The following is a 16,725-nucleotide window of genomic DNA, read 5'->3' on the forward strand; positions in this document are numbered from 1 at the left end:
GCTTATGCCCCTCTTTTTTTAATGTCGACTGTTTTTTATCATTCGCTCTGAATGTCCAAGGTATAAGGCTCAAAGCGGAGTAGCTCCTCCCCAATCCAGTCATTCAGCCCCTGCAGCCGTTTCTGTAATGGCATCAGCTCGTTGCGGACAAAGACGAGGCTGGCCTTCTCCACATCCCCAAACCCCCCAACATTGCTTGGCATGATCCCCATCATCTGCGGCGGTACGCGGTGCGCTGCCATCATGTCGTCCCGGCTCACGTTCTTGATATTCAGAAACTCATCCTTTGCCGCCACCTCTGACAGAGGGATGATCTGAATACCGTCCTTTTTGCCGTTGGGCGAGTACATAAACAAGTTGCGGAAGTTGCCCGGCCCTTTGGCGCTTTTCATCGCTTGGCGGATGTTGTTCACATCCTCCTGATTCTGCGCTGCATCGGTCATATACATGATGAACCCTGCATGACTGCCGTTGATGTAATACTTGCGGCGAAACAGCGTGGCGGACTCATTCAGCAGGGCGGAGGGAATGGCGGACAGGTATTCCGGCAGGCCGTATATCTCCTGGTTCAGGTCAGGCTCCATCAGGTGAAAAATGCTGCCTTTGGTGAACTCGTACGGCTGCGTGGTCATCCCGTATTGTACAAACCAGTAGGTATCCAGATCCACGCCACGCCGGGTGTATTTCGCCAGCGAAGGCTCCAGCGACAGAATGCCGCCGAGGCGGTTGGTGCGCTTCTCAAGATAGGCGTTTCCGAATACCAGATAGTCCTGCACAAACCGGCTGAACGCCTGCTGGCTGAGCAACGAGTGCGGGATAAAGGTGCTGGTCAGAATGTTGCGCTTCACTGCAATCGGTGAACTGTGATGCACGGCGGCGCGATAGGTGCGCGCCAGCCCGTCAAAGCTGACCGGCGGCTCATACCAGCGGTCCATCTGCACACACTCCACATAATCCAGTAGCTCGCGGCGGTCCAGCACCGGGATCGGGTCGCCAAAGCTGAATGCTTCTGCCGATGCGCCGCTGCTGTGCTGAACGCTTTGCGCCGCTGCAGCGCGGTTTTTCTTACTCTTGCCCATCAAAAAATCTCCACAATATTGCTGGTATTGGCGGATTCGCCCTGCAGCGGTTCGTTAAACAGTGCGTGCATCGTCGCCCACGCCAGATCGGCATGGCTGGCTTCTTCGCTGCGGCTGGCTTCGTAGGTAGGGCGGTTACCGCTGGCGGTGGTCGCCCTGCGGATTGCCATGAATGACTGCGCGATGTCGGTGTGTCCGGCGTCAAACTCCAGACGGCGGTGGCTGATAATGTCGTACGCCTTGAGCACCAAGGCGTTTTTGACGTTAGGGTTGTAGACGAACTCACGCACGGCCGGGAAGAACGCCTTCACGTTCTCATACACGCCGTGTCCGACGCCGGTGGAATCGATGCCGATATAGGTCACGTTGTACTGCTGCGTCAGCTTCTTGATGGCGTCCGCCTGGGCGCGGAAGTCCATCCCGCGCCACTGATGGCGCTCCAGAATGCGGAATTTACCGCCCGGCACCGTCGGCGGAGCCATGACCACGCAGCCTGCGCTGTCACCGTTCTGCGTACCTTTCGCCGGATCGTAACCAATCCACACTTCGCGCCAGCCAAACGGACGCAGCGCCAGCGCGTGAAAATCGGACCAGACCTCCCAGCTGTCCACCATGCACGCCTGCAGCTCGCTGAGCGGAAACACGGACGCCAGATCGTCGATAAACTCGCACATCAGCAGGTTCTGGTATTCGTCCGGGCTGTACTCCATGCGCAGCTGGTCGATGTCGAACAAATTACAGCCGCCGCGCACCGCATCTTCCACGGTGACAATCTGGCGATATTGTCCGTCCGGGCAGAGCAGACCAGGGGCGAGACTGCCGTGGGTCAGGTCAATATCCACCTTGTCCGTTTTGGCGCGGCCCCGGTTGAACAGGGCACCGGACCAGAACGGATAGGCGCTGTGGGTCAGGCTGGACGGCGTTGAGAAGTAAGTCTGTCGCCATTTTTTGTGAATGGCCATCCCGGAAGCGACTTTGCGCAGCTCCTGGAATTTCGGGATCCAGAAATATTCATCCAGGTAAAGGTTGCCGTGGTAGCTCTGCGCGGTGCGGGCGTTAGTGCCGAGGAAGTAAAGACACGCACCGTTGCTGAGCGTCATCGGGTCGCCTTTCAGCTCCACGTCGACCTCTTTGGCAAAGTCGATGATGTATTGCTTAAAGACGTGCGCCTGCGCTTTGCTGGCGGAAAGGAAAATCTGGTTGCGCCCGGTGGTGATGGCGTCAATCAGCGCCTCACGGGCAAAGAAGTAGGTCGCCCCAATCTGGCGCGACTTAAGCAGATTGCGAATACGGTGGCGGTTGCCGGCCTCCCACCAGTGGCGTTGGTAGGCAAACATCGAGTCGTGGAAAACCTCATGCAGTTTTTCGATCTGCTCGTCGGTAAACAGGTTCTTTTCCGGTGGTTTGCGCGGGCCTTTGTTGCGGTTCGCCACGTTAGGGTTGAGGTCGGCTTCGTTGCCGCCATCGTTGAATTTGCCGATGCGGGCGTGTCGCTCGGACTGGCGCGCCAGCAGGTCAATCTCCTTGAAGTCTTTCCCTTCTTTCTGCTCCTTCATGATGAGCTGGCAGTAGCGCGCGGCGGTGGTGAGCTGCATCTGATCCAGCGGCCCGTACTCGCCCCATTTGTCGCGTTTCTTCCAGCTGTGAACGGTTGCAACTTTCTCGCCCAGCATTTCAGCAATGCGGGCTACGCGGTATCCCTGAAAGTACAGCAGCATAGCCTGCCGACGGGGATCGAGATCTGCGGGGGTCAGTGTCATATCCATGACACAAGCCTACGGGCTTGAATGACCTCTTTCTTCGGCTTCGTTTTGTATGGCGAAAGGCACAAGCGCCGCGCGTTGTCTCACTCCTCCCATCCCGCAACCATAAGGCTCCAGACAGTTTTCTAACGGAGCACGGCTCATGACAGTGAAAGCAAAGCGTTTCCGCATCGGGGTGGAAGGTGCCACCACCGACGGACGCGAAATCCAGCGTGAATGGCTGGAACAGATGGCGGCGAGCTACAACCCGACGGTCTACACCGCGCTCATTAACCTTGAGCACATCAAATCTTATTCCCCGGACAGCGCTTTTAACCGTTACGGCCAGGTGACAGCGCTGGTTGCCGGAGAAATCAAGGACGGTCCGCTGGCAGGCAAAATGGCGTTGTACGCTGACGTGGAGCCGACCAGCTCCCTGGTGGAACTGGTCAAAAAAGGCCAGAAGCTGTTCACCTCCATGGAGGTCAGCCCGAAATTTGCCGACACCGGCAAAGCCTATCTTGTCGGGCTTGCCGCGACGGACGATCCGGCGAGCCTCGGCACGGAAATGCTGGCGTTCAGCGCCAGTGCAGCCCACAACCCGCTGGCGAACCGCAAGCAGAAACCGGACAACCTGTTTTCTGCCGCCGAAGAAACCCTTATCGAGCTGGAAGAAATGCAGGACGACAAACCCTCCCTGTTTGCCCGCGTTTCCGCGCTGTTCACCAAAAAAGAGCAGACCGACGACGCGCGATTTTCTGACGTGCATCAGGCCGTGGAACTGGTCGCTACCGAGCAGCAAAACCTGAGCGAGCGCACCGCTAAAACCCTGACCGAAAACGGAGAACGTCTGTCCGTGCTGGAGTCCTCCCTGCAGGAACAGCAAGCCGCCTTTGCCGAGCTGGAACAGAAGCTGAACCGCGAAGACAGCCGCCGGGACTACCGCCAGCGCGCGCCGGGCGGTGACGCCCCGGCAGGCACCGTGACCAATTGCTGAGGAGCAAAAACACCAATGAAACAGAAAACCCGCTTTGCCTTTAACGCCTACCTGCAGCAGCTGGCGCGCCTGAACGGTGTGGCCGTGACCGAGCTTGCCAGCAAGTTCACCGTGGAGCCGACGGTGTCGCAGACGCTGGAAGATGAAATTCAGCAGTCCGCCGCGTTTCTGACGCTGGTTAACGTGATGGGCGTGGCTGAACAGTCCGGCCAGCTGCTGGGGCTGGGCGTCGGCAGCACCATTGCCGGCACCACCGACACCACCACTAAAGAGCGCGAGCCAACCGATCCGACGCTGATGCCCGACGTGGAATACAAATGCGAGCAGACCAACTTTGACACGGTGCTGACTTACGCGAAGCTGGACCTGTGGGCGAAGTTCCAGGACTTCCAGGTGCGTATCCGCAACGCCATCGTCAAGCGCCAGGCACTGGACCGTATCATGATCGGCTTTAACGGTGTGAAGCGCGCCAAAACGTCTAATCGTGCCGAGAACGTCCTGCTGCAGGACGTGAACAAAGGCTGGCTGCAGAAAATTCGCGAAGACGCACCGGACAACGTGCTGGGCATTAAAACGGCAGGCGACGGCACCGTGACCATCGAACCGGTGAAAGTAGGTAAAGGCGGTCTGTACGCCAACCTGGACGCGCTGGTGATGGATGCGGTCAACGAGCTTATCGATCCGATTTTCCAGGACGATGATGAGCTGGTTGTGGTCTGCGGCCGCGAGCTGCTGTCCGACAAGTATTTCCCGCTGGTCAACAAAGAGCAGGAGAACAGCGAGAAAATCGCCGCCGATCTGATCATCAGCCAGAAACGCATGGGCGGCCTGCAGGCCGTGCGTGCGCCTTACTTCCCGGCGAACGCTGTGCTGATCACCCGTCTGGATAACCTGTCCATCTACTGGCAGGAAGATACCCGACGCCGCTCGGTTATCGATAACCCGAAACGTGACCGCATCGAAAACTTCGAATCGGTGAACGAGGCCTATGTGGTCGAGGACTACCGCTGCGCCGCCCTGGTGGAAAACATCACTATTGGTGATTTCAGCGCACCTGCTGCGCCGGAAGCAGGGGAGTAACGCATGAGCCTGAGTCCCGCACGGCAGCACCGCCTGCGCATTCAGGCTGAGCAGGCCGCCCGCGAGGGCGGCAGTGTTCGCCATGCGTCGGGTTATGACCTGATGCTGCTCCAGCTGGCAGAAGATCGTCGCCGCCTCAAGGGCATCCAGTCCACGGTGAAAAAGGCGCAAATCAAGGTGGAATTATTACCGCGATACACCGCCTGGGCGGATGGCGTGCTGGCCGCTGGCGGCGCGCAGCAGGATGACGTGCTGATGTACGTGATGCTGTGGCGTATTGATGCCGGTGATTATGCAGGTGCGCTGAAAATCGGGCGTCATGCCCTGCGCCATGGCTGGGTGATGCCGCTCGGCAACCGCAACGTGCAGACCGTTCTGGCCGAGGAAATGGCCGACGCGGCACAAAGCGCGATGCTTGCCGCTGCTCCTTTCGATGCCGATCCACTGCTGCAGACGCTGGACCTGACCACCGGGCAGGATATGCCGGACCAGTCACGGGCGCGTCTGCACAAAGCCATCGGCGCAGTGCTGAGCGAGAACCATCCAGCCTCAGCCCTGAATCACCTCACTCATGCGCTCCAGCTGGACGCCCGCTGCGGTGTGAAGAAAGACAAAGAGCGGCTGGAGCGCAGACTGCGCAACGACCGCTGACGGAACGTGCCCCGCGCACGGGCGGCACGGGATGGCGACAGGCGCTGCCTTATCAAAATCCCGTCCACCGCCCACTTATTCAGGAGAACACCGCATGAAGTTTGTTGCGCCCGAACCGGCACCGGAACAGGCGGAGGTCATAAAAAACACGCCGTTCTGGCCGGATGTGGACCTGTCGGAATTTCGCAGTGTGATGCGTACTGACGGCACGGTGACGCAGCCGCGCTTAAAGCAGGTGCTGCTGACCGCCATTTCAGAGGTGAACGCAGAGCTGTTCGACTTCCGTAACCGCCAGCGAATGCTGGGTTATCAGGCGCTGGCAGAGGTGCCAGCGGATGTGCTCGACGGCAAAAGCGAGCGTATCCGGCATTACCACAACGCTGTCTATTGCTGGGCGCGCGCCGTGCTCAATGAGCGTTATCAGGACTATGACGCCACGGCGTCCGGCGTGAAACGCGGGGAGGAGCTGGCGGAAGCAAGCGGTGACCTGTGGCGCGATGCGCGCTGGGCCATCAGCCGGGTGCAGGATGCGCCGCACTGCACGGTGGAGCTTATCTGATGAAAGTGCGTGCGCACCAGTATGACACGGTGGACGCGCTGTGCTGGCGTCACTACGGGCGCACGCAGGGTGTCACGGAGCAGGTATTACGTGCCAATCCGGGGCTGGCTGAACACGGCCCCTTTTTACCGCACGGGCTGCAGGTGGAGCTGCCGGATATTACGACAGCGACCACCGTGCAGACCGTCCAGCTATGGGACTGAATGATGACGCTCGAACGACTCAGCGCCTTTATCACTTACTGCATCGCCGTGCTGCTGGCCTGGCTGGGCGACCTGTCGCTCAAGGATGCGTCCACGGTCGGCGGCGTGCTGATTGGCGTACTGATGCTGGCGATCAACTGGTACTACAAACACCAGTCTTTCAAACTGCTGCGCGGCGGCAAAATCTCGCGGGGGGAGTATGAGTCCTTCAATCGTTAAGCGCTGCCTGGTCGGGGCGGTACTGGCTGTTGCCGCCACGCTGCCCGGCTTTCAGTCGCTGCATACCTCCGTGGAAGGACTGAAACTGATTGCCGATTACGAAGGCTGCCGCCTTCAGCCGTACCAGTGCAGCGCAGGCGTATGGACTGACGGCATCGGTAACACGTCCGGCGTCACGCCCGGCAAAACTATTACCGAACGGCAGGCGGCGCAGGGGTTGATCAGCAACGTGCTGACGGTGGAGCGGGCGCTGGAAAAATGCGTTGTGCCGCCGGTGCCGCAAAAGGTCTATGACGCGGTGGTGTCGTTTGCCTTTAACGTTGGCACCGGCAATGCCTGCAACTCCACGCTGGTGAAACTGCTCAATCAAAAGCGCATGGCAGAAGCTTGCCGACAGTTGCCGCGTTGGGTTTACGTCAAAGGCGTGTTTAATCAGGGGCTGGATAACCGCCGCGTGCGTGAAATGGCCTGGTGTCTTAAAGGGGCTGGGGTATGACGCGCACGCTGGCGATAGTGCTGGCGCTGATTATTGCGGCGCTGGGCTGGCAGTCGTGGCGGCTGAACAATGCCCGCCACACCATCGAGTCGCAGGGTACTGCGCTGGAGGTTAAAGCGCAGGAGCTGTCGAAGAAAAACAGCCAGCTCATCGGCCTGTACATTCTGACTGAAACGAACAGCCGGGAGCAGATGCGGCTTTATGCGGCTGCGGAGCAAACCACAATTCTGCTGCGCAACCGGCAGCACCGGATAGAGGATTTAAAACGTGAAAACGAGGATTTACGCCGCTGGGCTGACACTCCTTTGCCTGCTGACATTATCCGGCTGCGGGCGCGTCCGGCCCTCGCCGGAGGTGCAGCTTACCGTCAATGGCTGTCCCAGAGTGACGCCGTGCAGCCTGAACCCGTCAGCGCTGCGCACTAACGGCGACCTGAACGTGGTACTGGATGAAACCGAGGCCGCCTGGGCGGTCTGTGCCGACAAAGTGGACACGATAGTGACGTGTCAGGAGCGAAACAGTGAACAAGCCGCAGTCCTTACGCCGCGCCCTGAATAAGGCGGTGCCTTATGTCCGCGATAACCCGGACAAGCTGCATCTGTTTGTGGATAACGGCTCCCTGGTGGCAACCGGTGCGCGGTCCATGTCGTGGGAATACCGCTACACCCTCAACGTGGTGATCGAGGATTTCAGCGGCGACCAGAATCTGCTGATGGCCCCGGTGCTGCTGTGGCTGAAAGCCAATCAGACGGATGCCATCAACAACCCAGACCTGCGCGAAAAGCTGTTCACCTTTGAGGTGGATATTCTGCGCAACGACGTGTGTGATATCAGTCTGAACCTGCAGCTGACGGAGCGAGTGCTGGTCAGCACTGATGGCGGTATCTCAACGGTTGAGGCGGAGCCAGAACCTGACGAGCCAGAAGAAATGTGGACGGTGAAACGTGGATAATCTGCATAAGGTCGATGAGTGGCTGGCAGCACTGCTGGCGAATCTGGAGCCTGCCGCACGTCAGCGCATGTTGCGGGAGCTGGCGCAGGAGCTGCGCCGCAGGCAGCAGCAGAATATCCGGCTGCAGCGCAACCCTGACGGCAGAGGATACGAGCCGCGAAAAGTGACTGCCCGGACTAAAAAGGGGCGCATTAAGCGGCAGATGTTCTCGAAACTGCGCACGGCTAAATATCTGAAAACTGCAGCCAGTGCGGATTCTGCCAGCGTGCAGTTTGAGGGTAAGGTGCAGCGTATTGCCCGTGTTCACCACTACGGCCTGCGTGACCGTGTCAGCCGCAAAGGCTTGGATGTCCGCTACTCACAGCGCCGCCTTCTGGGTTTGAATGACGAGGAGGAAAATATGATCCATAACACCATGATGCGCTGGCTTATGGAGTAGCTTCATTTTTTTCTTCTTTTGCTTGACTGAGTTTTAATTTTTTTAGGCTCTTTAATCGGTTTTACTAAAGCTGATGCCTCAAGTGGCAGTGTTTTCATTATTGGCGCCTTGAAAATTTCTGCTACAGAGTATCCCGCTCTTGCTACACAAATAATGCTAAAGAAAATTATGGTTAAAATAAAAACTTCACTGTTATCTACTGACCATTGCGCAAAAGGTAATTTAATTTGTGATGCAGTGTTGGAATACTCCAAAACAACATACATTCCATAGAGAAACGTAGCTGCTGTTTCTATATTCCATAAGGCGTTGAGAATGTTTTTATAAATCTCAAACTTACCCATTCTTATAAGCAATGCTCCCTGCACTATTGAGAGTGCAAGCATGAAACCTATGTAATTTATCAAGTCTTTCGTATCTGTAGCGTCTACGTTGTCCCAAATGTAAGTTGCAATTATGAGAAGGACCAAAATGGATGCGTATATACCCCATGGCAAATTTAAGCCAAATTTAAACTTCATCGAATCTCTCTTTTTCACATTGTGCGATTTGCTAAACAATGTTCAAAACATGCCTCAATTTGCTTAGGCTGGCAAATTAAAAACATGAACGCACAACTTACAGAAATCATGCGCCTTATCACCAACCTGATCCGCACCGGCACCGTGACCGAAGTGGACCGGGAGAACTGGCTGTGCCGGGTAAAGGTGGGCGACCTCGAAACCAACTGGATTAACTGGCTGACACTACGTGCCGGGGGCGGTCGCACCTGGTGGTGCCCGTCGCCGGATGAACAGGTGGTGGTGCTGAGCCTGGGCGGCAATCTGGAAACCGCTTTTGCACTTCCCGCTATTTACTCCAATCAGTTTGCGCCGCCATCGGATTCAGTGGACGGCAGCGTGACGGAATACCCTGACGGGGGCTGGTTTGAGTACGAACCCGCCACCGGGCGCTGGCACGTCAGGGGTATTAAATCCATGGTTATCGAGGCTGCTGACAATATCACCTTCAAAACCCCGGAGTTTGTCGTGGAGGCCGGCACCACACGCATCAACAGCGAAGTGGTGATAAACGGCGGCGTCACCCAGGGCGGCGGCGCGATGAGTTCCAACGGGATCGTGGTGGATAAACACGGTCACATCAGCGTTAAGTCCGGCGGCGACACGTCAGGAGGCCCTGTATGACGCTGTATATCGGCATGAGTCAGAGCAACGGCAGGGCTATCACTGATACGGACCATCTGCGCCAGTCGGTGCGCGATATTCTGCTGACGCCACAGGGGAGCCGTATTGCCCGCCGGGAATACGGCTCCCTGCTCTCTGCCCTGATAGACCAGCCCCAAAACCCGGCGCTGCGCCTGCAGATCATGTCTGCGGTCTATGTGGCCCTGAGCCGATGGGAGCCACGTCTTACGCTGGAATCCATCACTATCAGCAGCAGCTTTGACGGCTCAATGGTGGTTGAGCTAACCGGGAAGCGCAATAACGGCGCGCCTGTTTCCCTTTCAGTACCAACAGGAGCAGATAATGGCGGTCATTGACCTTTCCCAGCTCCCGGCACCGCAGATCGTTGAGGTGCCGGACTTTGAGGCGCTGCTTGCTGAGCGTAAGGCAGCTTTTGTGGCCCTTTATCCTGCAGATGAACAGTACGCGGTGCGGCGCACGCTTGAGCTGGAATCTGAACCCATCACCAAATTGCTGCAGGAAAACACATACCGGGAAATTCTGCTGCGCCAGCGAATTAATGAGGCCGCGCAGGCGGTCATGGTGGCTTATGCCATTGGCGGCGATCTCGATCAGCTGGCGGCCATCAATAACGTACCACGACTGATGATCATCCCTGATGACCCGACGGCGGTTCCGCCGGTTGAAGCGGTGATGGAGTCTGATACTGATCTGCGCCAGCGCATTCCTGCAGCCATGGAGGGATTGAGTGTTGCAGGCCCGTCTGCGGCCTATGAATTTCACGCGCGCAGTGCTGATGGCCGTGTGGCTGATGCATCAGCTGTCAGTCCGTCACCGGCAAATGTCACCGTTACCATACTATCCCGCGAAGGAGATGGAACGGCAGCAACAGACCTGCTCGCTGTGGTGGCTGCCGCGCTTAACGATGAAAGTGTGCGGCCAGTGGCTGACCGTGTATTGGTGCAGTCTGCCTCCATCGTGAATTACACCATTAACGCAAAGCTCTATCTCTATCCGGGGCCGGAGGCGGAACCTGTTAAAGCGGCCGCGATTGACCGACTGGAGACCTACATTAAAGCCCAGGCACGGCTGGGGCGTGATATACGCAAATCCGCCATTTACGGTGCACTGCATGTGGAAGGGGTTCAGCGCGTAGAACTCATCGCGCCTGTAGTTGATGTGGTGCTGGATAAATCAAAGGCGGCTTACTGCACAGCGTCAACAGTAACTATCGGGGGAACGGATGAATAGCCTGCTCCCGCCGGGATCGTCTGCCCTTGAGCGTCGCCTGGCGCAGGCCTGCAGCGATATCAGCAATCTCGACGTGCCGCTGCGCGACCTGTGGAATCCGTGGAAATGCCCTGTGAAGTTTTTGCCGTATCTGGCCTGGGCGTTTTCGGTTGACCGTTGGGATGAAGCCTGGGCCGAGAACGTGAAACGAAAGGCTGTCAGCGATGCCTTTTTCATCCACAGCCGCAAAGGCACCCTGGCTGCTATCCGCAGTGCCGTTGGTCCACTTGGCCGCATTATCGGTATTACAGAGTGGTGGGAAAACAACGCCACGCCAGGCACGTTCGAACTGGATATCGGGGTGCCTGATAGTGGCATGACGCCGGACATGAACACGGAAATGGACAGGCTGATCAGTGATGCCAGACCCGTCAGTCGTCACTGTTCCATCAACATCGTGCAGGAGGTGCCGGGTTATCTGTATACCGGCGGCATCGTTTATGACGGCGACATTATTACGGTTTACCCAGGGTAATTATCATGGCGAAATTTAAAACTATTATCACCACTGCAGGAGCCGCAAAAATCGCGGCGGTTCTGGCTGGTACTGCCAGCATTGTTCTGGACAATACCGCAAAAATGGCCGTGGGTGACGGTAACGGCACGTTGCCCACCCCATCACCGGCCCAGACAAAGCTGGTTAAAGAGGTGCATCGTGCCCCGATAAACCGCGCGAGTATTGACGCCAGCGACCCGAAAAATATCGTAGCCGAACTGGTGATCCCGCCGGAAACGGGCGGTTTCTGGATCCGGGAAATGGCGCTCTATGATGCGGCAGGAACGCTGCTTGCCGTCGGTAACATGGCCGAAACCTACAAACCTTCACTGAGTGAAGGGGCCGGGCGCAAAATGGTCATTCGCATGGTGATCGCGGTCAGCGAGGTGTCTGCGATTACCATTACCATGGACACTACCACGGTGATGGCTACTCAGGATTATGTCGACAGTGAAATCGACAAGCATGCTAAATCCCGCAGTCACCCGGACGCCACTCTGACCGCCAAAGGGTTTACGCAGCTCAACAGCGCCACGAACAGCGCGTCAGAAGCGCAGGCCGCCACGCCTAAGGCGGTTAAAACCGTCATGGATGCGACCAATCTTAAAGCGCCGATAGCCAGTCCGGCGCTGACCGGAAAACCAACAGCACCAACAGCAGCGCAGACGGTGAGCGATACCCAGATTGCCACCACCGCCTACGTAAAAGCCGCTGTGGCGGCGCTGATTAACTCTTCGCCGGATGTGCTGGATACCCTGGGAGAACTGGCAGCGGCGCTGGGCAATGATGCAAACTTTGCCACCACCATGACCAACCAGCTTGCGCTGAAAGCTCCATTGGCCAGCCCAGGACTCACCGGGTTACCGACAGCGCCAACAGCGGCCGCGGGAACCAACACAAAGCAGCTTTCCACAACGGAATTTGTGCAGTCTGCCATTGCTGTACTGAATGCCGCTGTCACCTCAGCTCTGGCATTAAAAGCCCCTCTTGCGAGTCCAGCCTTAACTGGTGCACCGACGGCACCGACGGCAGCGCAGACGGTTAATAACACGCAGATCGCCACCACGGCCTTTGTGAAAGCTGCTGTCACTGCGCTTGTTAACAGTTCACCCGCTGCACTGGATACACTGAAAGAATTAGCTGATGCGCTCGGCAACGATGCAAACTTTGCCACCACGATGACCAACCAGCTGGCGCTGAAAGCGCCGCTTGCCAGCCCGGTACTGACCGGTGCACCGACTGCCCCAACGGCGGCGGCAGGAAACAATACTACCCAGCTCGCAACCACTGAGTTTGTAAGCCGTGCAGTGTCACCTGCATTGCTTATGCGCGGAGATCTTCCGGCAAATGCCAACCTTAACAATTATGGCCCAACCCCGGATTTCATCGGTAAATGGGGAAAATACAGCTCAGTAGGTGCAACTATTGCTAATGGATTTCCCGAAGATGGCGCGGTTGGGGATGTGGAGATTTTGCCTTATAACCAGTTTGGTGGAGGCCAGCGTTATACGGTGCGCGGTGGGAGAATGTATCTCCGTAACCTGACGGGTGTCTGGAACGGCCTTGATGGGCCATGGTCTGACTGGTTCGAGATTGGCGGGCTGAGTTCGAATAAGGTTTTACCCGGCACAGTAACGAGCCTGTCTGACGCAGCCTGGTTCGCTCAAAATACTACATATATTTTGTCTGGCGCCCGTGGTGATGGGCCTGTTGGACTCACTGCTGGACAGAGCAATGCTGTTATTCTTTCATTGCGTCGATCAGGTGGCACCATCATGGGCCTTTGCCAACTGATGTTTACCCCGGCTGGAACCTATGAGCGTCGAGGAGAGCCTAATGCTGCCGCGAAGTGGACAGCAGTTACATGGTATCCGGGCGGTGATGCTAACGGCTGGCGTCTGGTTGGTGCGGATGCGATGGCGGCGATTGGACAGGGTATTTCAAGCCAAAATTACACAACCCTCGATTGGCAGCAGTTCGATTTTGTATCTGGCCAAAATATTATGGTCAACGTTTCACAGTGGGCGAATGCTCCTGCGGGTTTACCGTATGTAGCAGGAGATATCGTAACTGTTGAATGTATTATTGCGCGCAATAACGCTGACCGCTACGTAGTCAACGTTACCTCACAGTCCACTGGGAATGGTAACCGCAAAGACTATCGTGTGGTTATTTATGGAGCAAAAGGCTCTCGCGCATTTGGAGTAGATCAGTTATTCACCAGTGATTCATCAACTGTCATTCCCATTATAAATGGCGGTACGGGCGGCAAAACAGCTGCTGAGGCGCGAACCAACCTTGAGCTAAAAACGGCAGCATTACGGGATGTCGGTATCGGGGCAAACCAGATACCCGACATGTCGTTTTTTACAGGGGTAAAAGCCGATACCGGATACCAGAAGCTGCCATCCGGGATCATCATCCAGTGGGGCCTCGCGGCTGCGACTATCGGTGTTCTGAGTCAGAAAGCCTATCCAGTCGCATTTCCAAATGCAGCCCTGCACGTTTTCCTCACCCACAACGTGCCAAACGATGTGGCCGGTGTTGGCCTTAGCGGCGCGAGAACGCAGGGTTCAACGACGCTCTTCGATTACCAGATACAGTCGCTTAAGGTAAACGGAACGGATGTTACAGCGGCGGCATCAGGCTCTGCGGCGATGTCCATGCACTTCTTAGCTATCGGGTATTAACATGAGCAAAATTTATTTTAGTGCAGCAACTTCCGGTTTTTATCCAGAAGAACTGAAAGAGAACTATGAAGAGGGCACCGGATGGCCGGATGATGCTGTTGAGATTACGCACGAACAATGGACTGAGTTTACAGGCGCGACCCCGGCAGGATATTGCCTTGCGGCAGGGAGTGATGGATTTCCATACTGGAAGGCAATCCCGCCGCTTACAGCAGAAGAGCTGATCGCGCTGGCAGAAATTGAGAAACAATCACGGCTGCAATATGCGAATTCTTTAACAGCTGACTGGCGTACAGAATTGTCACTGGGCATCATCAGTGATGAAGAGAAGGAGAAGCTCATTTTATGGATGAATTATATCAAAGAGGTTAAAGCGGTCGAAACAACAGACCCGAACCACATCGACTGGCCTGCAACGCCTGTTATGTAGGTAAACGGAATCGCACCCATTTTATCGAACCAGCACGGCCTCCGAAGCGAGGCCTTTTATGGTTGCTGTGTGGGGCGTGATACAACGGGCAACAAGTGAACGCGAAATAAAATGCCAGCACCATGTAGCGGAAACCTCATGAGGAGAACCGCTACATGACTCAGGATTATCACCACGGGGTGCGCGTTGTTGAAATCAACGAAGGCACCCGATCCATTACCACGATGAGCACCGCCATCGTGGGCATGGTCTGCACCGGCGATGATGCCGATGCGTCCATGTTCCCCCTTAATAAGCCTGTTTTATTGACCGACGTGCTGACTGCCAGCGGAAAAGCGGGTGAGTCCGGCACGCTGGCCCGCTCGCTGGATGCGATTGCAGACCAGGCAAAACCTGTGACGGTTGTCGTACGCGTGGCGCAGGGCGAAACCGAAGCGGAAACCACCTCCAACATTATCGGCGGCGTAACCGCTGACGGTAAAAAAACCGGCATGAAAGCCCTGCTTTCGGCGCAGTCGCAGCTCGGCGTCAAGCCGCGCATTCTTGGCGTGCCCGGCCATGACACGCAGGCGGTGGCCACTGAGCTGCTCAGTGTGGCGCAGAGCCTGCGCGGGTTTGCCTACCTGTCTGCCTACGGCTGCAAAACGGTGGAGGAAGCTATTGCCTACCGCGATAACTTCAGCCAGCGCGAAGGGATGCTGATCTGGCCTGATTTCATCAACTTTGACACCGTGCTGAATGCCGATGCGACGGCTTACGCCTCCGCCCGCGCGCTCGGTCTGCGCGCCAAAATTGACGAGCAGACCGGCTGGCACAAAACCCTGTCCAACGTTGGCGTCAACGGCGTCACCGGCGTTTCTGCTGATGTGTTCTGGGATCTGCAGGACCCGGCCACCGATGCGGGACTGCTTAACAAGAACGATGTGACCACGCTGATCCGCAAAGACGGCTTCCGCTTCTGGGGTTCCCGTTGCCTCAGTGACGATCCGCTGTTTGCCTTTGAAAACTACACCCGCACGGCGCAGGTGCTGGCCGACACCATCGCAGAGGCGCACATGTGGGCGGTGGATGGCACGCTCAACCCGTCGCTGGCGCGTGACATTATCGAAGGTATCCGCGCCAAACTGCGCAACCTGAAAACACAGGGCTACATCATCGGCGCAGACTGCTGGCTGGATGAATCCGTGAACGATAAGGACTCCCTGAAGGCCGGGAAACTCACTATCGACTACGACTACACGCCGGTGCCACCGCTTGAAAACCTGATGCTGCGCCAGCGCATCACCGATCAATACCTGCTGGATTTCTCCAGCCGTGTTAGCGCGTAAGGGGACCCCATGGCTTTACCACGCAAGTTAAAACACCTGAACCTGTTTAACGACGGGAACAACTGGCAGGGGATCGTCGAGTCGCTCACCCTGCCGAAATTCACCCGCAAGTTTGAGAAGTATCGTGGTGGCGGGATGCCTGGCGCGGTGGATGTGGATATGGGGCTGGATGACGGCGCTATTGATACTGAGTTTTCCATCGGGGGCACCGAGCTGCTGCTGTTCAGACAGATGGGCAAAACCACGGTGGATGCCATCCAGTTGCGCTTTACCGGTTCCATTCAGCGCGATGACACCGGCGAAGTGCAGGCGGTGGAGCTGGTTGTGCGCGGGCGTCACAAGGAACTGGACTCCGGCGAGTGGAAAACGGGCGAGAGCAGCACCACCAAAGTCACCAGCACCAACAGCTACGCGAAGCTGACCATTAACGGCGAAGTGCTGTATGAGGTCGATCTGGTCAACATGATTGAAATCGTGGGCGGCGTGGACCTGATGGAAGCGCACCGTAACGCCCTCGGCCTCTGATTCACATCAACGGCGCGGGCAGCCGCGCCAGTACCCCACTAACAGGACACGAACATGAGCGATAAACCAACCGAAAAGGCCGTACAGCTGGATACTCCGATCAAGCGCGGTACAACCGAAATCACCGAAATCATTCTGCGAAAGCCTCAGTCAGGCGCGCTGCGAGGCACCCGCCTGCAGGCCATCATGGATATGGATGTGGGCGCGATGATGACCGTTATCCCACGTATCTCCACGCCGACCCTGACCGCGCAGGAAATGGCCGAGCTGGACCCCGCCGATCTCACCGCGCTGTCGGTTGAGGTGGTCACTTTTTTATTGAAGAAGTCGGTGCTTGCCGGTTTGCCGACAGCCTGACGGTTGAT

23 protein-coding genes are annotated in these 16,725 nt (G+C 56.9%); 20 read left to right on the forward strand and 3 right to left on the reverse strand.

Going from position 1 to position 16,725, the window contains the following annotated elements:
- Positions 1-38: 38 nt before the first annotated feature.
- Both M8013_RS18930 and M8013_RS18935 read right to left on the reverse strand, forming a co-directional pair.
- The gene (locus M8013_RS18930) at positions 39-1,079 is read right to left on the reverse strand and encodes a phage portal protein (RefSeq protein WP_271269325.1); all 1,041 of its coding nucleotides are present in this window, start codon (positions 1,077-1,079) and stop codon (positions 39-41) included.
- Positions 1,079-2,845 (reverse strand): terminase ATPase subunit family protein, encoded by a 1,767-nt coding sequence (locus M8013_RS18935; RefSeq protein ID WP_271269326.1) that lies wholly within the window; start codon positions 2,843-2,845, stop codon positions 1,079-1,081. Before M8013_RS18935 ends, M8013_RS18930 begins: the two co-directional genes overlap by 1 nt.
- 139 nt (positions 2,846-2,984) lie before the next feature.
- Between M8013_RS18935 and M8013_RS18940 the strand changes: the two genes are divergently transcribed.
- The 11 genes from M8013_RS18940 to M8013_RS18990 all read left to right on the forward strand — a co-directional run bounded on the left by M8013_RS18940 (position 2,985) and on the right by M8013_RS18990 (position 8,417).
- Positions 2,985-3,818 (forward strand): GPO family capsid scaffolding protein, encoded by an 834-nt coding sequence (locus tag M8013_RS18940; protein ID WP_271269327.1) that lies wholly within the window; start codon positions 2,985-2,987, stop codon positions 3,816-3,818.
- A gap of 15 nt (positions 3,819-3,833) precedes the next feature.
- Positions 3,834-4,898, forward strand: coding sequence for a phage major capsid protein, P2 family (locus tag M8013_RS18945; protein WP_271269328.1), 1,065 nt, complete (start codon positions 3,834-3,836; stop codon positions 4,896-4,898).
- Positions 4,899-4,901: 3 nt separating this feature from the next.
- Positions 4,902-5,549, forward strand: a complete 648-nt coding sequence (locus M8013_RS18950) for a phage terminase small subunit (protein WP_271269329.1) — start codon at positions 4,902-4,904, stop codon at positions 5,547-5,549.
- A 94-nt stretch (positions 5,550-5,643) separates the two neighbouring features.
- Positions 5,644-6,108 carry a head completion/stabilization protein gene (locus M8013_RS18955; protein ID WP_271269330.1) on the forward strand — a complete coding sequence of 155 codons (465 nt, stop codon included), beginning with the start codon at positions 5,644-5,646 and terminating at the stop codon, positions 6,106-6,108.
- Positions 6,108-6,311, forward strand: a complete 204-nt coding sequence (locus M8013_RS18960; protein ID WP_271269331.1) for a tail protein X — start codon at positions 6,108-6,110, stop codon at positions 6,309-6,311. The genes M8013_RS18955 and M8013_RS18960 overlap by 1 nt, the downstream gene beginning before the upstream one ends.
- A 3-nt stretch (positions 6,312-6,314) precedes the next feature.
- Positions 6,315-6,530 carry an HP1 family phage holin gene (locus M8013_RS18965; protein ID WP_085960066.1) on the forward strand — a complete coding sequence of 72 codons (216 nt, stop codon included), beginning with the start codon at positions 6,315-6,317 and terminating at the stop codon, positions 6,528-6,530.
- The gene (locus M8013_RS18970; protein ID WP_271269332.1) at positions 6,511-7,026 is read left to right on the forward strand and encodes a lysozyme; all 516 of its coding nucleotides are present in this window, start codon (positions 6,511-6,513) and stop codon (positions 7,024-7,026) included. The genes M8013_RS18965 and M8013_RS18970 overlap by 20 nt, the downstream gene beginning before the upstream one ends.
- On the forward strand, positions 7,023-7,451 hold the full coding sequence (gene lysB, locus M8013_RS18975) for an Rz-like lysis system protein LysB (protein ID WP_271269333.1): 429 nt from the start codon (positions 7,023-7,025) through the stop codon (positions 7,449-7,451). Before M8013_RS18970 ends, lysB begins: the two co-directional genes overlap by 4 nt.
- On the forward strand, positions 7,336-7,584 hold the full coding sequence (gene lysC, locus M8013_RS18980; RefSeq protein ID WP_271270157.1) for an Rz1-like lysis system protein LysC: 249 nt from the start codon (positions 7,336-7,338) through the stop codon (positions 7,582-7,584). The genes lysB and lysC overlap by 116 nt, the downstream gene beginning before the upstream one ends.
- Positions 7,547-7,978 carry a phage tail protein gene (locus M8013_RS18985; protein ID WP_271269334.1) on the forward strand — a complete coding sequence of 144 codons (432 nt, stop codon included), beginning with the start codon at positions 7,547-7,549 and terminating at the stop codon, positions 7,976-7,978. Before lysC ends, M8013_RS18985 begins: the two co-directional genes overlap by 38 nt.
- Positions 7,971-8,417 carry a phage virion morphogenesis protein gene (locus M8013_RS18990; RefSeq protein ID WP_271269335.1) on the forward strand — a complete coding sequence of 149 codons (447 nt, stop codon included), beginning with the start codon at positions 7,971-7,973 and terminating at the stop codon, positions 8,415-8,417. The genes M8013_RS18985 and M8013_RS18990 overlap by 8 nt, the downstream gene beginning before the upstream one ends.
- Positions 8,418-8,419: 2 nt before the next feature.
- Here M8013_RS18990 and M8013_RS18995 read toward each other — a convergent pair whose 3' ends face one another.
- On the reverse strand, positions 8,420-8,938 hold the full coding sequence (locus M8013_RS18995; protein WP_271269336.1) for a hypothetical protein: 519 nt from the start codon (positions 8,936-8,938) through the stop codon (positions 8,420-8,422).
- A gap of 84 nt (positions 8,939-9,022) precedes the next feature.
- On the opposite strand from M8013_RS18995, the gene M8013_RS19000 reads away from it, so the two are divergent.
- The 9 genes from M8013_RS19000 to M8013_RS19040 all read left to right on the forward strand — a co-directional run bounded on the left by M8013_RS19000 (position 9,023) and on the right by M8013_RS19040 (position 16,717).
- Entirely contained in the window at positions 9,023-9,601 is a 579-nt protein-coding gene (locus M8013_RS19000) for a phage baseplate assembly protein V (RefSeq protein ID WP_271269337.1), read from the forward strand.
- Positions 9,598-9,957: a GPW/gp25 family protein gene (locus M8013_RS19005; protein ID WP_271269338.1), complete on the forward strand. Its 360-nt coding sequence runs from the start codon at positions 9,598-9,600 to the stop codon at positions 9,955-9,957. Before M8013_RS19000 ends, M8013_RS19005 begins: the two co-directional genes overlap by 4 nt.
- Positions 9,944-10,852 carry a baseplate assembly protein gene (locus M8013_RS19010; RefSeq protein ID WP_271269339.1) on the forward strand — a complete coding sequence of 303 codons (909 nt, stop codon included), beginning with the start codon at positions 9,944-9,946 and terminating at the stop codon, positions 10,850-10,852. The genes M8013_RS19005 and M8013_RS19010 overlap by 14 nt, the downstream gene beginning before the upstream one ends.
- A complete protein-coding gene (locus tag M8013_RS19015) occupies positions 10,845-11,366 on the forward strand; it encodes a phage tail protein I (RefSeq protein WP_271269340.1) in 522 nt (173 codons plus the stop codon). Before M8013_RS19010 ends, M8013_RS19015 begins: the two co-directional genes overlap by 8 nt.
- A gap of 2 nt (positions 11,367-11,368) precedes the next feature.
- A complete protein-coding gene (locus M8013_RS19020; protein WP_271270158.1) occupies positions 11,369-14,077 on the forward strand; it encodes a phage tail-collar fiber domain-containing protein in 2,709 nt (902 codons plus the stop codon).
- Between the two features lies 1 nt (position 14,078).
- Positions 14,079-14,507 (forward strand): tail fiber assembly protein, encoded by a 429-nt coding sequence (locus tag M8013_RS19025; protein ID WP_271269341.1) that lies wholly within the window; start codon positions 14,079-14,081, stop codon positions 14,505-14,507.
- Between the two features lie 155 nt (positions 14,508-14,662).
- A complete protein-coding gene (locus tag M8013_RS19030) occupies positions 14,663-15,835 on the forward strand; it encodes a phage tail sheath protein (RefSeq protein ID WP_271269342.1) in 1,173 nt (390 codons plus the stop codon).
- A 9-nt stretch (positions 15,836-15,844) separates the two neighbouring features.
- Complete coding sequence (locus tag M8013_RS19035) at positions 15,845-16,360, forward strand: phage major tail tube protein (RefSeq protein WP_271269343.1); 516 nt, start codon at positions 15,845-15,847, stop codon at positions 16,358-16,360.
- A 54-nt stretch (positions 16,361-16,414) separates the two neighbouring features.
- Positions 16,415-16,717 carry a phage tail assembly protein gene (locus M8013_RS19040; protein ID WP_271269344.1) on the forward strand — a complete coding sequence of 101 codons (303 nt, stop codon included), beginning with the start codon at positions 16,415-16,417 and terminating at the stop codon, positions 16,715-16,717.
- Positions 16,718-16,725: the final 8 nt, after the last annotated feature.

Origin of the sequence: Silvania confinis (genome assembly GCF_025564085.1) — a bacterium.
GTDB lineage: Bacteria > Pseudomonadota > Gammaproteobacteria > Enterobacterales > Enterobacteriaceae > Enterobacter > Enterobacter confinis.

Coding starts and splice junctions, on each gene's coding strand:
- M8013_RS18930 (WP_271269325.1), bottom strand. CDS start 1,079: ATGGGCAAGAGTAAGAAAAACCGCGCTGCAGCGGCGCAAAGCGTTCAG.
- M8013_RS18935 (WP_271269326.1), bottom strand. CDS start 2,845: ATGGATATGACACTGACCCCCGCAGATCTCGATCCCCGTCGGCAGGCT.
- M8013_RS18940 (WP_271269327.1), top strand. CDS start 2,985: ATGACAGTGAAAGCAAAGCGTTTCCGCATCGGGGTGGAAGGTGCCACC.
- M8013_RS18945 (WP_271269328.1), top strand. CDS start 3,834: ATGAAACAGAAAACCCGCTTTGCCTTTAACGCCTACCTGCAGCAGCTG.
- M8013_RS18950 (WP_271269329.1), top strand. CDS start 4,902: ATGAGCCTGAGTCCCGCACGGCAGCACCGCCTGCGCATTCAGGCTGAG.
- M8013_RS18955 (WP_271269330.1), top strand. CDS start 5,644: ATGAAGTTTGTTGCGCCCGAACCGGCACCGGAACAGGCGGAGGTCATA.
- M8013_RS18960 (WP_271269331.1), top strand. CDS start 6,108: ATGAAAGTGCGTGCGCACCAGTATGACACGGTGGACGCGCTGTGCTGG.
- M8013_RS18965 (WP_085960066.1), top strand. CDS start 6,315: ATGACGCTCGAACGACTCAGCGCCTTTATCACTTACTGCATCGCCGTG.
- M8013_RS18970 (WP_271269332.1), top strand. CDS start 6,511: ATGAGTCCTTCAATCGTTAAGCGCTGCCTGGTCGGGGCGGTACTGGCT.
- lysB (WP_271269333.1), top strand. CDS start 7,023: ATGACGCGCACGCTGGCGATAGTGCTGGCGCTGATTATTGCGGCGCTG.
- M8013_RS18995 (WP_271269336.1), bottom strand. CDS start 8,938: ATGAAGTTTAAATTTGGCTTAAATTTGCCATGGGGTATATACGCATCC.
- M8013_RS19000 (WP_271269337.1), top strand. CDS start 9,023: ATGAACGCACAACTTACAGAAATCATGCGCCTTATCACCAACCTGATC.
- M8013_RS19005 (WP_271269338.1), top strand. CDS start 9,598: ATGACGCTGTATATCGGCATGAGTCAGAGCAACGGCAGGGCTATCACT.
- M8013_RS19010 (WP_271269339.1), top strand. CDS start 9,944: ATGGCGGTCATTGACCTTTCCCAGCTCCCGGCACCGCAGATCGTTGAG.
- M8013_RS19015 (WP_271269340.1), top strand. CDS start 10,845: ATGAATAGCCTGCTCCCGCCGGGATCGTCTGCCCTTGAGCGTCGCCTG.
- M8013_RS19025 (WP_271269341.1), top strand. CDS start 14,079: ATGAGCAAAATTTATTTTAGTGCAGCAACTTCCGGTTTTTATCCAGAA.
- M8013_RS19030 (WP_271269342.1), top strand. CDS start 14,663: ATGACTCAGGATTATCACCACGGGGTGCGCGTTGTTGAAATCAACGAA.
- M8013_RS19035 (WP_271269343.1), top strand. CDS start 15,845: ATGGCTTTACCACGCAAGTTAAAACACCTGAACCTGTTTAACGACGGG.
- M8013_RS19040 (WP_271269344.1), top strand. CDS start 16,415: ATGAGCGATAAACCAACCGAAAAGGCCGTACAGCTGGATACTCCGATC.